The following is a 14815-nucleotide window of genomic DNA, read 5'->3' on the forward strand; positions in this document are numbered from 1 at the left end:
TCGACCGCACACGGTGATCCCGCCGTGCACGGGTGATGCTCGAACAGCGAATTGGCGGACATCCCAGTACAGCAGCAGCCGAGCCACCAGATCGGCACCCGGTGGGTGGCGGCCTCTCGGCGACTGTGGAGCTATGGGGAATTGAACCCCAGACCTCTTGCATGCCATGCAAGCGCTCTACCAACTGAGCTATAGCCCCGCGACACGTGCGGTACCGGCCAGGCCGGACCACTGGTGCGGAGTGGAGCTATGGGGAATTGAACCCCAGACCTCTTGCATGCCATGCAAGCGCTCTACCAACTGAGCTATAGCCCCGCACTCACCGGATCTCCCGCTTCCCTTCCGGGCCGCGTTCCTTCCCTGCGAACGAGGAAGACTCTAGCTGGTCAGGCCCGGAACTGCGAAATCCGCCCCTGTGAGCCCCCTGCGAGCCCCCTGCGGGCCCCGCCGGGGCCCCGCGCTCCCGCTCCGCACCCCGCCCGCCGACACTCAGGTGTCGTCGCCGATGACCGGCTGCGGGAGCGTGCCCGCGTTGTGCTCCAGCAGGCGCCAGCCGCGCGCGCCCCGGCCCAGCACCGACCAGCAGCAGTTGGACAGTCCGCCGAAGCACTCCCAGAGCCGCGGCTCCAGGCCGAGCAGGCGTCCGAGCATGGTGCGGATCGTCCCGCCGTGGCTGACCACGACCAGCGTGCCGCTCTCCGGCAGCTTGTCGACCGCCTCCAGCACCACGGGCACCGAGCGGTCCGCGACCTCGCTGGACAGCTCGCCGCCGCCGCGCCGCACCGGCTCGCCGGCCGCCCAGGCCGCGTACTCCTCGGGGTAGCGGGCCCGGATCTCGGCGTTGGTCAGACCCTGCCAGGAGCCCGCGTACGTCTCCCGCAGGCCCTCGTGGTGCTGCACGTCGAGCCCGGTGATCCTGGCGAGCTCGTCGGCGGTGCGCCTGGCCCGCTTGAGGTCGGAGGAGATCAGCAGGTCGGGGCGGAGGCCCGAGAGCAGCCGGGCGGCGCGCTGCGCCTGCAGCACGCCGTGGCCGGTCAGCTCGATGTCGGTCGTGCCCTGGAACCGCGATTCGAGGTTCCAGGAGGTCTGGCCGTGGCGCCAGAAGACGATGCGCGGGCCCCGCGCGTCCGGGCTCAGAACTGCTCCTCGGGCTTGCCGAAGTCGTCGGCCGGGGCGACGGCGTTGCCGGCCTCGTCGGTGTGGGCGTCCGGACGGTTGCGCGAGGCGAGGGCGTCCTCGGGCAGCGGCAGCTCGGGGCAGTCCTTCCAGAGCCGGTCCAGCGAGTAGAAGGAGCGCTCCTCGGAGTGCTGGACGTGCACGACGATGTCCAGGTAGTCGAGCAGGATCCAGCGGCCCTCGCGCTCGCCCTCGCGGCGCACCGGCTTGATGTCCAGCTGCTCGCGCAGCTGGTCCTCGATCTCCTCGGCGATGGAGCGGACCTGGCGGTCGTTGTTCGCGGACGCGATCAGGAAGGCGTCGGTGATCGACAGCACCTCGCTGACGTCGAACGCGATGATGTTGTGCGCCAGCTTGTCGGCCGCCGCCTGGGCGGCGACGGTGATGAGCTGCTGGCTGTGGTCGGTGACGGTCACGGTGTACTTCCGGCTCGGCGGCTTGGGGCTGCCCCGACGCACCGCCGGGACCGCCTTCCAGGATCTCACGCCGTCCGGGCCGCCCCGGAACCGCTTTTTTTCGGTGGTGGGGGGCGGGGCGGCCCCGCCCCCACCACCGCCGGGCGTCGGCTACTGGTTCTTCGGCGGCTGGTAGTCCTTGCCGAGAACGACGACCAGGTCCGCGTTCTGGGCGTCACCGACCTTCTTCACCGCCGTGTCCGGCAGTCCGAGGCTGGTCGCCAGGGACTTCGCGGCGGCCTGCCGGGCGTCGTCGGTGTAGCGGATCTCACTGGTCGCCTGCGGCGCGCCCTTGGCGCCGCCGGGGATGAAGGTCAGGCCCGCGTTCACGATCTGGACCTGCGCGGAGGCGGCCGCCTGGTCGTTGCCGGAGGCGTCCTGGACCGACACGCGCGCCGGGGCGTCGCCCGCGACGGCCGACTTCACGGTGCCGCCGAGCACGTCCTTGACCTGCTTGCCCGCGGTGGCCTCGTCCAGCGAGCCGTCCGGCTTGACGGTCAGCGTGGTGGTCCCGAAGTGGCCGTCCTTGGCCTGCTGGGCGAGCTGGGCGAGCACCCCGGCGAGGGCGTCCTCGGGCAGCGACGGGTCGAGCACCGCGTTCATCCGGTGCACGTCGTCCTTGGCTTCGTTGAAGTCGGTGGGCATGGTGCGCACGACGGCGTCCATGACCTGCCCGAACCGGGCGAGCTGGGCGTCGCGGTTCTCCCCCGCCGCCTGCAGGGTCGCGTAGGCGACCGCGGCCTTGCCGTTGAGCAGGGTGTTCTTGCCGGCCGCGCTGAGCAGGGCGCCGTCCGGCTTGCCGCCGTCGTGGGTCTCGGCGTTGGTGTCCACCCGGACGCCGCCGAGCTGGTTGACCAGCAGTTCCAGGTAGGGGGTGTCCAGCCGCCAGGTGCCGGCGACGGGGGCGCCGAGCACCGTGGACAGACCGTCACGGGTGGCGGCGGCGCCCATCGAGGGGTCCAGCGCCTGGCTGACGGGGGCGACGGCCGGGTCGCCCGGGCCGGGCAGCCGCAGGGTGTCGGGGAGCAGCAGCACGGTGCCCTTGCCCCCGGCGGCGTCGTTGACGAGCAGCGCGCTGGAGACCTTGCCCTGCAGGTCGCGCAGGTGCACGACGTTGACCTGGCGCTTGCCGACCGCCTTGGCCGCGGTCTGCTTGTCGCCGGTGAAGAACAGGTAGCCGCCGACGCCGCCCGCGGCGAGCGCGACGGCGACGCCGAGGCCGATCAGCCGGTTGCGCAGCCGCCGGCGGCGCTCGGCGCGCACCTCGCTGCGGGACTCGGCGAACTTCAGCCAGTCGATGACGTCCTCGGTCTCCTCCGCCTCCTCGTCGACGAAGGTGAACTCACCGGTGGTGTACGAGTCCTTGGGCTCCTTGGCGCCCTTGGGGGTGCGGCTGCCGCCGACCATCTCGGACGGCTGCGCGGGCTTGGCCGGCGCCGTTCCGGCGGGCCCGGGCGTGCGCGGGCGCGGCGGCACGGGCGCGGCGGCCGGCGCCGGGGCGACGGGCTCCGGCGCGGCGGGGGCCGGCGCCGCGTGCCCGGCCTGCGGCTCGGCCGCCGGGTACGCCTGCTGCTGGTAGCCGTCGTAGGTGTACGGCTGCGGCTCCTGGTACCCGTAGCCGCCCTGCTGGTACGCCTGCACGGGCTGCCCGTACTGGTCGTACTGCTGCGCCGGCTGCTGCCCGTAGGACTCGTACGGCTCGTACTGCTGCGGGGCCTGCCCCTGCTGCTGGTAGGCCTGGTACGGCTGCTGCTGGTACTGCCCCTGGTAGCCGCCGTACGGGTCCTGGCCGTACGCGGGCGCCGCCGGCACGGGCTGCCCGTACTGGTCGTACTGCTGCGCCGGCTGCTGCCCGTACGGCTGGTACTGCGGGTACTGTCCGGTCGACCAGTCCTCCGGGCGCTGCCCCGCGTCGCCGCCGCTGCGATCAGTCACGCATACGCTCCTGGTCAGGTCCCGTGCGGCGCGTACAGCGCCCGCTTGTCGATGTAGCGGACCACGCCGTCCGGCACGAGGTACCAGACCGGCTCGCCCTTGGCGACCCGGTTGCGGCAGTCCGTGGAGGAGATGGCCAGCGCGGGGACCTCCACCAGGGAGACCCCGCCCACCGGGAGTCCGGCGTCGGACAGAGTGTGCCCCGGCCGGGTGCACCCGATGAAGTGGGCGAGCGAGAAGAGTTCGTCGGAGTCGCGCCAGGACAGGATCTGGGCGAGCGCGTCGGCGCCGGTGATGAAGAAGAGGTCGGCGTCGGGGTGCAGCGCGTGCAGGTCGCGCAGGGTGTCGACGGTGTACGTCGGACCCTCGCGGTCGATGTCGATCCGGCTGACCGAGAACTGCGGGTTCTCGGCGGTGGCGATGACCGTCATCAGGTAGCGGTCCTCGGCCGGGGTGACGTGGCGGTCGCTCTTCTGCCACGGCTGCCCGGTCGGCACGAAGATCACCTCGTCCAGGTGGAACGCGCTCGCCACCTCGCTGGCGGCGACCAGGTGGCCGTGGTGGATCGGGTCGAAGGTGCCGCCCATCACGCCGAGGCGCTTCTTCACCGGTTCCGGTCCGCCGGGAATCCCGGCCTGCTCTCCCATGGCGAGACACCTTACGCGACGCCCGTTGCGGTGCGGGAACACCCGTGTGGGAGCAGGCCGCACGTCCGGCCCGGACGTGCGTGAGGGAGCGGCCGGCGGGTGTGCCGGACGCTCCCCGAGCGGCCCATGGGCCCGGCTCAGCGGTCCCGGTTGAAGCGGGTGGTCACGAAGAGCAGGAGCAGCAGGACGAACAGTGCGGCGCCACCCGTGAGGTACGGGTTGAGGCTGTCGTGGTTGCCCCCCTCGCCGTCGGCGAGCAGGTTCAGGACGGGCAGTGCGGCGGCGGTGTTCATGGTCGGCTGGACCTTCTCGGCTCGGAGGACGGACCTGGGGGTGCTGGCGGGCCGGTCAGGGCCCACCCGTCATCGTACGGGGGGTGACGGGGCAACCGCTCGGCGGCCCACTGCCGCTGACCGGGCGTGAGCGAACGGTGTCACCACGCCCCGGACCCGTCCGCCCTAGTTGCCGCGGAAGGCGCGGGCCATGATCCAGACCAGCAGGCCGACCCCGACGAACGACGCGATGATGATGATCCGCAGGAACAGGCCCGGGCCGGCCTCGTCCGAGATCGGTGCGGCCAGGCTGACAAGGGCGTCGGTGGACATCTGCGGTGCTCCTCGGACTGCTCGGTTACCGCGGCCGGGTCCGGTCTCGGTTCTCCAGGGCCCTCAGGGTAAACCGGCCTCACACCCGGGCCCGCCACCGACCCCTCCGGCGCGGCCGGACCCCGCGAGGGCTCCGGGCGGGGACGAGTACGCAACCGCGGACGTTGCACAAGCAGTCGTTGCAGACGAAGACCAGCGGGGGCCGGCCACCGGCCGGGGCCGCCGTCGACCAGGAGGGTGCTCAGACCATGACCGACACGACCGCGAAGGCCCCGAGCCGACGCCGCCAGCGCTTCCCCGATATCTCCACCCGGGCCTGGGAGCACCCGGCGGACCGTTCCGCCCTGGTCGCGCTGCGCCGGCTGACCGGCTTCGACGACGTCCTCAAGAAGCTCGCCGGCCTGGTGTCGGAGCGGGCGATCCGGCTGATGTTCCTGGCCACCGCCGTGAAGACCTCCGAGCGGCAGTTCCCCGAGCTGCACGACATGGTGCGCGACGCCGCCTACGTGCTCGACCTGGAGAAGGTCCCCGACCTCTACGTCACCCAGGACCCGGTGGTCAACGCCTACACCATCGGCATCGACACCCCGATCATCGTGATCACCAGCGGGCTCGTCGAGCTGCTGGACGAGGAGGAGCTGCGCTCGGTCATCGGCCACGAGGTCGGCCACGCGATGTCCGGCCACGCCGTCTACCGGACGATGCTGCTCATCCTCACCAACATCGCCACCCGGATCGCCTGGGTGCCGCTCGGCAACCTGGCGATCATGGCCATCGTCACCGCGCTCAAGGAGTGGTTCCGCAAGGCCGAGCTGTCCAGCGACCGGGCCGGACTGCTGGCCGGGCAGGACCTCCAGGCGTCCATGCGGGCCCTGATGAAGCTGGCCGGCGGGCACAACCTGGCCGAGATGAACGTGGACGCCTTCCTGGAGCAGGCCGAGGAGTACGAGAAGGCCGGCGACCTGCGCGACGGCGTGCTCAAGCTGCTCCAGGTGCTGCCGCAGAGCCACCCGTTCGCCGTGGTCCGGGTCGCCGCGCTGAAGAAGTGGGCCGAGAGCGACGAGTACCGCTCGATCCTGGCCGGCGCCTACCCGCGCCGCAGCGACGACCCGGACACCTCGGTCACCGAGCAGTGGAAGGCCGCCGCCGACCACTACACGACCTCCGTCAAGGAGAGCAAGGACCCGCTGATGGGCCTGATAAGGGACGTCGCCGGCGGCGCCGCGACCGTGGGCGGCAAGCTCCGCGACACCTTCACGGGCGCCGGCGCGCGCACCGGGTCCGCGCCCAAGGACGGCGAGGGGGCGTAACCGCGACCGCCGCCGACGGCCGGTGAGCCCCGCCCGGGGCCACCGGCCGTCGGCCGTCGCGGACCCCGGCTCCCGGGCCCCGGCTCCGGGCACCGGGAGTCAGCTCCCGGCCAGCACCCCGCACACCTGCCACGCCGGGTGCGCGTGGTTGCCCGGGTCGACCGCCGCCGGACCCGGCACCTGGACACCCTGCGGGGTCGCGAGCACCGGCTGCAAGAAGCCCGCCATCGACGTCGTGCACGGTTCCGGCCCGGCCTGGACCACCGCGTCGACCAGCCGCAGCTGCGCCGCGCCGAGGTCGATCCGGTCGAACTGGAAGGTCAGCTCCCGCCGCACGGTCTCCAGCGTGACCGGGGCGCCGGCGGGGGCGCCGGCCGGCCTGAGCGCGTAGACGAAGGTGTGGTCGGTGGTGACCTGCAGCGTGCCGCTGTCCGCCTCGTCGACCCGCATCGCGCCGACCACCTTCACGGTGTCGGTCGCCAGGGCCACCTGCGCCGGGTCGAAGCGGACCAGCCAGCCGGTCACCGCGTGGTGCCGGTCGTCGACGGGCTGTGCCACGCTCGCGTCGAACTGGGTCTGCTCGCCGGGCGTCACGAAGGCCCGCACGTCGCCGGTGGCGCCCTTGACGAGGGCGGCCGGCGCCAGCGAGGAGGCGACCAGGTAGCGCTGCACGGTGTCGAGCGCCTTGGTCACCTCGACCCGGCTGAAGTGCTCGGTGGACGTCCCGGCCGGGGTGTTCAGCCCCATCGTCCCGTCCTCGTACCCCGTCGGCAGCGCGGCGAACGGGTTCGCCGGGTCGGCGACCGGCCGCACCGCCGAGGCCGGGCTCAACGCGACCAGGCTGACGGTCAGTTGGCTGCCCTCGGGGCGTGCGGCCGTGCCCTTCGGCGAGCTGACCCCGAAGTACACGGCGGCCGCGAAGGCCAGCAGGATGAGCAGCAGCAGCGCGAGCGCCTGGCGGGGCACCGTGCCGAACGGGCCGAGCCGCACCTTGGGCCGGGTGGCCCGGCCGAAGGATCCGGCCAGCCGCTCCCGCGCGGACAGCTCCTGGATCCGGGCAGCCCGCACGAACGATTCGTCGAAGACGACGGACCGATACTCGTCCTCGTTTCCGGACCCACCGTCGGGCGTACCCTCCGGAGGCTCTCGCGGGTCACCCACACCACCAGGGTAGGCGCACCCCCGCCCCGCCACGAGGGTGCGCACGCAGATTCCCGGGAACGCTGCGTGACCACCCGCCCCGGGCGCACGACCCCGCGGGATCAGCCGGCGGGCGCGGTGACCGCCAGGGACGGCTCGGCGGGCGGTGCGGGCGCGGGCGTCGGGTCGACCCCGGCGCTGCTGCTCCCGGACTCCGGCCGCGGGGGCGCGCCGGAGGCACCGCCCACGCCCTGGTAGATCGCCGCGACGGCGACCGCCACCAGGCTCACGCCCATGATCACCGCGAGCACCCACGCGACCGGCCGGTGCCAGCGCTGCTGGGCGACGCAACGCCCGCGCCCCCGCACCGCAACGCCGTCCCGCCTGCCCCGGCGACGGCCCGAACGGCCCACCACCCGGCCCGGCCCTGACCACGGATCAGGGTAGAGGTGGTCATCGTCGAGCCGGCTCGGGTACGGGCGCAGCTCCAGCGGCACCCCGTCCCCGGCCGGGACGTCATAGCCCCAGCCCGGCCCCGCGGTGTCCGGCTCGAGCCTGGCCTCGGCAGCGGCCAGCTGCCGCTCCTTGGCCGTCGGCTCGTGCACGGCGGCGGACCGGACGAAGGCCTCGTCGAAGACCACGGTGGCGAACTCGTCGTCCGCACCACCGTGGTCGGAGCCGTCGGGGTACGGCAAGCCCCCCACATCCTCAGCCACGGATTCAGCGTATTACCGGGCGGACGATTTGTCTGTGGCTCCTGTCAGTTGGTCCGTCACACGTGTGACGCGGACCCCGGCCCACCCGCCCCGGGGCCCCGGCCGCCGCCCACGCTCAGAGCGCGTCCGCGTCCCCGCCCACCGTCTGCGCGGCCTCGCCGCGGACGTGCCCGTCCCCCGTGACGATGTACTTGGTGCTGGTCAGCTCCGGCAGGCCCATCGGACCGCGGGCGTGCAGCTTCTGCGTGGAGATCCCGATCTCCGCGCCGAAGCCGAACTCACCGCCGTCGGTGAAGCGGGTCGAGGCGTTGACGGCGACGGTGGTCGAGTCGACCAGCCGGGTGAAGCGCCGGGCGGCGGCCTGCGAAGTCGTCACGATCGCCTCGGTGTGCCCGGAGGACCAGCGGCGGATGTGCTCGACGGCGGCGTCCAGCGAGGGCACCACGGCGGCGGCGATGTCGTACGACAGGTACTCGGCGCCCCAGTCCTCGTCGGTGGCCGGCACGACGGCGGCCCCGGTGCCCTCGGCGGCCTTGAGCACCGCGTCGTCGCCGTGCACCGTCACCCCGGCACCGGCCAGGGCGGCGAGGGCGAGCGGCAGGAAGGCGTCCGCGACGTCCTGGTGCACCAGCAGCGTCTCGGCCGCGTTGCAGACGCTGACCCGCTGCGCCTTGGAGTTCAACAGGATGCCGACGGCCATCGCCAGGTCCGTCTGCGCGTCCACGTAGACGTGGCAGTTGCCGGTGCCGGTCTCGATCACGGGCACGGTCGAACCCTCGACGACGGCACGGATCAGCGAGGCGCCACCGCGCGGGATGAGCACGTCCACGAGGCCGCGGGCGCGCATCAGCTCCTGGACGGAGTCGCGGCTCTCGCCCGGGACGAGCTGGATCACGTCGGCGGGGAGCCCGGCCGCGGCGACGGCGTCCCGCAGGACGGCCACCAGCGCGGTGTTGGAGCGGTAGGCGGAGGCCGAGCCGCGCAGCAGCACCGCGTTGCCCGACTTCAGGCAGAGCGCGGCGGCGTCGACGGTGACGTTCGGCCGGGCCTCGTAGATGATGCCGACCACGCCGAGCGGCACCCGCACCTGGCGCACGTCCAGACCGTTGGGCAGCGTGTAGCCGCGCACGACCTCGCCGACGGGGTCGGGCAGGCCGGCCACGCTGCGCACGTCGGCGGCGATCGCCGCGATCCGCTCGTCGGTCAGCGTCAGCCGGTCGATCACGGACTCGGCCGTCCCGGCCTCGCGGGCCCGGGCCACGTCCTCGGCGTTGGCCTCGACGACCTCGGCGGCACGGGCGACCAGGGCGTCCGCGATCGCCAGCAGCGCGGCGTCCTTCGCGCCGCGCGGCAGCGGGGCGAGCGCGGCGGCGGCCTCCCGGGCACGGCGCGCTACGGCGAGGACGGGACTGTCGGCGGGGGCGAGGTCGCTGGTCATGCGCCAAGGGTAGCGACTGCGCCGCGCCCGCCGGGCCCCCGTTTCGCCATCCGAACGGTCAGTACGGGTGCACGCCGCCCAGGTGCGGCGGCGGGTCTCCGAAGCCCTCCGCCACCCGCTTGTGGTAGGTCGCCCGGTCGACCACCTCCAGGCCGACGATCTCCCACGGCGGCAGGTTCGCGGTCACCTTGTGCTCGCCCCACAGCCGCAGCGCGATCGCCGCGGCGTCGTGCAGGTCCCGCGCCTGCTCCCAGTAGCGGATCTCCGCGTGGTCCGCGGCGTACCGGGCGGTCAGGAAGAACGAGTGGTCGTGCGCGAGCCGCTCCAGCGAGGTACGCAGCGAGGACAGCGGCGTGACCTGGCCGGCCACGCTCAGCACCACGTGCCACAGCCGCGCCTGCTCGGGCACGGTCGGCGGCTCCCCCGCGTCCCGGTGGTCCGGCCGCAGCCTGCGCACCCCGCCGGGCCCCTGCGGCGGCGGACCGGACGGCTCGGCGGGACCGTCCCCGCGTCCGCCGTCGATGCTGGTCAGCCGCCGGCCCGCCGTTTCTCCGGTCAGCGCTGCCTCGCGCCTGCGTTCCACCGGCGGCCTCCTGTTCGGCGATGTCCTGTCGTCCCCCCACCCGTCCCGCCGGCGTTCGGCCGGCGCGCACGGCTGCGCCCCTCCTCGCCCGGCGGGCGGGCCCCTCCCCGTACGGAGCGGCCCCCGGCCGGCGCCCGCCCCGCGCCGGCCGGTCAGCCGCGCAGGACGACCAGGTCGTCACGGTGGACGACCTCCCGCTCGTACGCGGCGCCGAGCTCCTGGGCCAGGTCACGGGTGGACCGGCCGAGCAGGCGGGGCAACTCCCTCGCATCAAAGTTGACCAGCCCGCGCGCCACGATGTGGCCGTTTTCGGCAATCAGGTCCACCGGATCACCCGCGGCGAACTCGCCGTCGACCTTCACCACCCCGGCCGGCAGCAGCGACGCGCCCCCGGAGACGACCGCCTCGACGGCCCCCGCGTCGAGGTGCAGGGCGCCGCGCGGGCTGCTCGCGTGGGCGAGCCAGAGCATCCGGTCGGAGGTGCGGCTGCCGGTGCGCAGGAACAGGGTGCCGGTGGGCCGGCCGGCCAGCGCGTCGGCGGCGTGACTGGCCGCGGTGAGCACCACCGGGATGCCGGCGCCGGTGGCGATCCGGGCCGCCTCGACCTTGGTGACCATGCCGCCGGTGCCGACGCCGGCCTTGCCCGCGCTGCCGATCTGGATGCCGTCGAGGTCGTGCGGGCCGCGCACCTCGGCGATCCGGCTCGTGCCGGGGCGGGCCGGGTCCCCGTCGTAGAGGCCGTCCACGTCGGAGAGCAGCACCAGCAGGTCGGCCCGCACGAGGTGGGCGACCAGGGCGGCCAGCCGGTCGTTGTCACCGAACTTGATTTCGGCGGTGGCGACGGTGTCGTTCTCGTTGACGACGGGCATCGCGCCCATCGCCAGCAACTGGTCGAGCGTGCGGTAGGCGTTGCGGTAGTGGGCGCGCCGGCTGGCGTCCTCGGCGGTGAGCAGCACCTGGCCGACCCGGATGCCGTAGCGGGCGAAGGAGGCGGTGTACCGGGCGACGAGCAGGCCCTGCCCGACGCTCGCGGCGGCCTGCTGGCGGGCCAGGTCCTTGGGCCGCTTCTCCAGGCCGAGCGGGGCGAGGCCGGCGGCGATGGCGCCGGAGGAGACCAGGACGACCTCGGGCGCGTCCGCGCGGGCGCGCACCTTGGCGAGCGCGTCCACGAGGGCGTCGACGCGGTCGGCGTCCAGGCCGCCGGCCGCCGTGGTGAGTGAGGAGGAACCGACCTTGACGACGATGCGCCGTGCGGTCAGCACCTCCTCCCGCAGTGAGTCCTCACTCATCTCGCTGTACGCCCTTCCGGTGTGTTGCGGGTGCGGCCATGCCGTGGACCGGGTCGCCGGGCCCGGCGGTCACCCCCGAAATCTACGCGATCCGTGCAGGTCGGCCGCAGGGTGTTTCACCGGCTGGACCCGGCCCTGTCACGGCCTCGCCACAGCCGGGCCGCCAATCCGGATGGCTGGTATGGTCCCTGACCGAAAGCCAGATCGGGGGACGGCTTCTTGCCCGCTGGACCCACTCGTCTTCGACCCTCAATGCCATCGGGCGGCACCGCACTGGGCATGCCGGCAACGGTTCGCGGTCGCGCGCCCAGGAGTTAGCGCACCATGCGTTCGTACACCACGAAGCTGACCGTCGCCGCGCTCGCTGCGGCCACCGCCCTGTCGCTGGCCGCCTGCGGCCCGGACAACTCGGACACCAGCGCCGCCACGGGCGGCGCCACCGGCTCGACCTCCGCACCGACCGGCGCGGCCACCGGCGGCGCGGCCACGGGCGGCGCCGCTACCGGCGGTTCCGCGGCCCCGACCGGCGCGGCCGCGGGCGGAGCGGCCGCGGGCGGCGGTGCCGCCACGGGAGGCGCGGCGGCCGGTGGCGCCGGGACGGCGGGCGCGACGGGCGGAGCCGCGACCGGCGGGGCCGCCGGCGGCAGCCTCCCGCAGGCCGGCACCTCGGTGAAGTTCGGCCAGCCGGCCGCGGTCGACTTCAACGACAAGACCTCGAACACCGCCGCCAAGCTGCAGCTCACCGTGACCGGCATAACCCCTGGCTCGCTCAAGGACTTCCAGGACGCCAAGGCCAACACGGCCGGCCTGGACGGCCGCGCGCTGTACTACGTGAGCTGGACCATGACGAACCTCGGGGACACCAAGCTGACCTTCAGCGCCCCGGACTCCAAGCTCAAGGTCTACGACGCGAGCGGCAACACCGCGTCGTTCGCCAACCCGGTCGGCTCGACCCCGATCGCCAAGTGCACCACCCCGAGCTTCTCGGGCGCCACCAAGGGCGTCGCGTTCAAGGGCTGCGACATCGTCAGCTTCCCGGCCGGCGGCACCCCGGTGATGGTCGGCTTCGGCGACTCGACCGACATCACCAAGGTCCAGGCCGCCTGGACGAAGTGACGTCCCGTCACGCCTGAACGACGCGAACGGCCCCGCCTCCCCCGAAAGGGTGGCGGGGCCGTTCGGCTGCGCGGGATCAGTCCTCGTCGTCGCCCTCGATGGCGGCCTGCCGGCCGCTCGACAGCGCCTCGAAGTCCAGGAACTCCTGCTCGGCGGCGTCCCGGCCCTTCTTCTTCTCGCGACGGCGGTCGACCGCCGGCCGCGGGCTCTCGAAGCGGTGGTCCTCACCGCGGCGGCCGAGCATCTCGGCACCGGCGGCCATGGTCGGCTCCCAGTCGAAGACGACGGCGTTCTCGTCCGGGCCGATGATGACGGTGTCGCCCTCGTGCGCCCCGACCTTCCACAGCTTCTCCTCGACGCCGAGGCGGGCGAGCCGGTCGGCGAGGTAGCCGACGGCCTCGTCGTTGGAGAAGTCGGTCTGGCGGACCCAGCGCTCCGGCTTGGTGCCGCGGATGCGGAAGGCGCCGTCCTCCTCGGTGATGGTGAAGCCCTCGTCGTCGACGGCCGTCGGCCGCAGCACGATCCGGGTGGACTCCTCGACCGGCTTGGCGGCGCGCGCCTCGGCGACGATCTTCGCCATCGCGAAGCTCAGCTCGCGCAGGCCCTTGCGGGAGGCGGCGGAGACCTCGAACACCTGGAAGCCGCGCTCCTCCAGGGAGGCGCGGGTGAGGTCGGCGATGTCCTGGCCGTCCGGGACGTCCACCTTGTTGAGCGCGACCAGGCGCGGACGGTCGTCCAGGCCGCCGTACTGGGCGAGCTCCGCCTCGATGGTCTCCAGGTCGCTCAGCGGGTCGCGGCCGGGCTCCAGGGTGGCGCAGTCCAGCACGTGCACGAGCACCGAGCAGCGCTCGACGTGGCGCAGGAACTCCAGGCCGAGGCCGCGGCCCTGGCTGGCGCCGGGGATCAGGCCGGGCACGTCCGCGATGGTGTAGACGGTGTCGCCCGCGGTGACCACGCCGAGGTTCGGGACGAGCGTGGTGAACGGGTAGTCCGCGATCTTCGGCTTGGCGGCGGAGAGCACCGAGATCAGCGAGGACTTGCCGGCGCTCGGGTAGCCCACCAGGGCGACGTCGGCGACGGACTTGAGCTCCATGACGATGTCACGGGCCTCGCCGGGCTCGCCGAGCAGCGCGAAGCCGGGCGCCTTGCGGCGGGCCGAGGCCAGCGCCGCGTTGCCGAGGCCGCCGCGGCCGCCCTGGGCGGCGACGAAGCTGGTGCCGTGGCCGACCAGGTCGGCCAGCACGTTGCCCTGGCGGTCGAGCACGACGGTGCCGTCCGGCACCAGCAGGACGAGGTCCTGGCCCTCGGCGCCGGTGCGGTTGCCGCCCGCGCCGGGCTTGCCGTTGGTCGCCTTGCGCTTGGGCGAGTGGTGGTATTCGAGGAGGGTCGTGATCTGCGCGTCGACGGTGAGGATGACGCTGCCGCCCTCACCGCCGTTGCCGCCGTCGGGGCCGCCGAGCGGCTTGAACTTCTCCCGGTGAACGGAGGCGCAGCCGTGGCCTCCGTTACCCGCGGCGACGTGAAGTTCGACGCGGTCCACGAAGGTGGTCATGGGGTGTGCCTCCAGTACGGATGAGTCTGCTTGCTACCTGCGTAAAGCCGAAGGGTGGACCGGAACATTCCGGCCCACCCTTCAGTGTGAGTCTGGCGCGACTCGTGAGTCCGCGGGGACTCAGGCCTCGACGGCCACGATGTTGACGACCTTGCGGCCGCGACGGTTGCCGAACTGCACCGCACCGGCGGTCAGCGCGAACAGGGTGTCGTCGCCACCGCGGCCGACACCGGCACCCGGGTGGAAGTGGGTGCCGCGCTGGCGGACGAGGATCTCGCCGGCGGAGACGACCTGGCCACCGAAGCGCTTCACGCCGAGGCGCTGGGCGTTCGAGTCACGGCCGTTGCGGGTAGAGCTTGCGCCCTTCTTGTGTGCCATATCTCGCTATCCCCTTACTTGCTGACCGAGTCGATGCTGGTGATGCGCACCGCGGTGTGCTTCTGACGGTGACCCTGACGACGGCGGTAGCCGGTCTTGTTCTTGTAGCGCAGGATGACGATCTTGTCACCCTTGGTCTGGTCGACCACCTCGGCGTGAGCCTTCACGCCGGCCAGGACCCACGGGTCGGAGGTGACGGCGTCACCGTCGACGACCAGGATGGTCGAGAGCTCGACCGAGTCACCCGGCTTGGCCTCGATACGGTCGATCTCCAGCACGTCGCCGACGGCGACCTTGTGCTGGCGGCCGCCTGCGCGAACGATCGCGTACATGCGGTACCTGCTTTCCTTACTCGGTCGGAACCCCCGACGCCAGCCACCTGGGTACGGACACAGGAGCCTCTCCCCGTCCCGCCGCGCTGGCGCGGACGTACCGGGAAGGTGATGTGCTCGGGAGCAATGGCGTAGACACGCCG

At 73.2% G+C, this 14815-nt stretch carries 16 protein-coding genes and 2 tRNA genes; 2 read left to right on the top strand and 16 right to left on the bottom strand.

Going from position 1 to position 14815, the window contains the following annotated elements; all coding sequences use genetic code 11:
• Positions 1-126: 126 nt before the first annotated feature.
• From AB0C76_RS35105 to AB0C76_RS35140, 8 genes are all read right to left on the bottom strand, one after another.
• Positions 127-199 (bottom strand) — tRNA-Ala (locus AB0C76_RS35105).
• A gap of 43 nt (positions 200-242) precedes the next feature.
• Positions 243-315: transfer RNA gene (locus AB0C76_RS35110), tRNA-Ala, on the bottom strand.
• A 174-nt stretch (positions 316-489) separates the two neighbouring features.
• Positions 490-1137, bottom strand: a complete 648-nt coding sequence (locus tag AB0C76_RS35115) for a histidine phosphatase family protein (protein ID WP_359973552.1) — start codon at positions 1135-1137, stop codon at positions 490-492.
• Positions 1134-1592, bottom strand: coding sequence for a ribosome silencing factor (gene rsfS / locus AB0C76_RS35120; RefSeq protein ID WP_359973497.1), 459 nt, complete (start codon positions 1590-1592; stop codon positions 1134-1136). Before rsfS ends, AB0C76_RS35115 begins: the two co-directional genes overlap by 4 nt.
• Positions 1593-1742: 150 nt before the next feature.
• Positions 1743-3566, bottom strand: a complete 1824-nt coding sequence (locus AB0C76_RS35125; RefSeq protein ID WP_359973499.1) for a LytR C-terminal domain-containing protein — start codon at positions 3564-3566, stop codon at positions 1743-1745.
• 14 nt (positions 3567-3580) lie between these two features.
• On the bottom strand, positions 3581-4213 hold the full coding sequence (nadD, locus tag AB0C76_RS35130; protein WP_359973501.1) for a nicotinate-nucleotide adenylyltransferase: 633 nt from the start codon (positions 4211-4213) through the stop codon (positions 3581-3583).
• A gap of 137 nt (positions 4214-4350) precedes the next feature.
• The gene (locus tag AB0C76_RS35135) at positions 4351-4506 is read right to left on the bottom strand and encodes a hypothetical protein (protein ID WP_359973503.1); all 156 of its coding nucleotides are present in this window, start codon (positions 4504-4506) and stop codon (positions 4351-4353) included.
• Between the two features lie 165 nt (positions 4507-4671).
• On the bottom strand, positions 4672-4818 hold the full coding sequence (locus AB0C76_RS35140) for a hypothetical protein (protein WP_359973505.1): 147 nt from the start codon (positions 4816-4818) through the stop codon (positions 4672-4674).
• Between the two features lie 248 nt (positions 4819-5066).
• Between AB0C76_RS35140 and AB0C76_RS35145 the strand changes: the two genes are divergently transcribed.
• On the top strand, positions 5067-6128 hold the full coding sequence (locus tag AB0C76_RS35145) for a M48 family metallopeptidase (protein WP_359973507.1): 1062 nt from the start codon (positions 5067-5069) through the stop codon (positions 6126-6128).
• 99 nt (positions 6129-6227) lie between these two features.
• On the opposite strand, the gene AB0C76_RS35150 is transcribed toward AB0C76_RS35145, so the two are convergent.
• From AB0C76_RS35150 to proB, 5 genes are all read right to left on the bottom strand, one after another.
• A complete protein-coding gene (locus tag AB0C76_RS35150; RefSeq protein WP_359973509.1) occupies positions 6228-7196 on the bottom strand; it encodes a hypothetical protein in 969 nt (322 codons plus the stop codon).
• 194 nt (positions 7197-7390) lie between these two features.
• Positions 7391-7984, bottom strand: coding sequence for a hypothetical protein (locus AB0C76_RS35155; RefSeq protein WP_359973511.1), 594 nt, complete (start codon positions 7982-7984; stop codon positions 7391-7393).
• A gap of 115 nt (positions 7985-8099) precedes the next feature.
• Positions 8100-9422 (bottom strand): glutamate-5-semialdehyde dehydrogenase, encoded by a 1323-nt coding sequence (locus AB0C76_RS35160; RefSeq protein WP_359973512.1) that lies wholly within the window; start codon positions 9420-9422, stop codon positions 8100-8102.
• Positions 9423-9480: 58 nt separating this feature from the next.
• Positions 9481-10005, bottom strand: coding sequence for a hypothetical protein (locus AB0C76_RS35165; protein WP_359973514.1), 525 nt, complete (start codon positions 10003-10005; stop codon positions 9481-9483).
• Positions 10006-10157: 152 nt separating this feature from the next.
• The gene (gene proB / locus AB0C76_RS35170; RefSeq protein WP_359973516.1) at positions 10158-11294 is read right to left on the bottom strand and encodes a glutamate 5-kinase; all 1137 of its coding nucleotides are present in this window, start codon (positions 11292-11294) and stop codon (positions 10158-10160) included.
• A gap of 324 nt (positions 11295-11618) precedes the next feature.
• Here proB and AB0C76_RS35175 point away from each other — a divergent pair, with 324 nt between their 5' ends.
• On the top strand, positions 11619-12410 hold the full coding sequence (locus AB0C76_RS35175) for a hypothetical protein (protein WP_359973518.1): 792 nt from the start codon (positions 11619-11621) through the stop codon (positions 12408-12410).
• Positions 12411-12486: 76 nt separating this feature from the next.
• Here AB0C76_RS35175 and obgE read toward each other — a convergent pair whose 3' ends face one another.
• From obgE to rplU, 3 genes are all read right to left on the bottom strand, one after another.
• The gene (gene obgE / locus AB0C76_RS35180) at positions 12487-13962 is read right to left on the bottom strand and encodes a GTPase ObgE (protein WP_359973520.1); all 1476 of its coding nucleotides are present in this window, start codon (positions 13960-13962) and stop codon (positions 12487-12489) included.
• Between the two features lie 120 nt (positions 13963-14082).
• Positions 14083-14340: a 50S ribosomal protein L27 gene (gene rpmA, locus AB0C76_RS35185; RefSeq protein WP_030058248.1), complete on the bottom strand. Its 258-nt coding sequence runs from the start codon at positions 14338-14340 to the stop codon at positions 14083-14085.
• A 14-nt stretch (positions 14341-14354) separates the two neighbouring features.
• Positions 14355-14672, bottom strand: a complete 318-nt coding sequence (gene rplU, locus AB0C76_RS35190) for a 50S ribosomal protein L21 (protein ID WP_030233759.1) — start codon at positions 14670-14672, stop codon at positions 14355-14357.
• Positions 14673-14815: the final 143 nt, after the last annotated feature.

Source organism: Kitasatospora sp. NPDC048722, assembly GCF_040650235.1.
Classification (GTDB): Bacteria; Actinomycetota; Actinomycetes; order Streptomycetales; family Streptomycetaceae; genus Kitasatospora.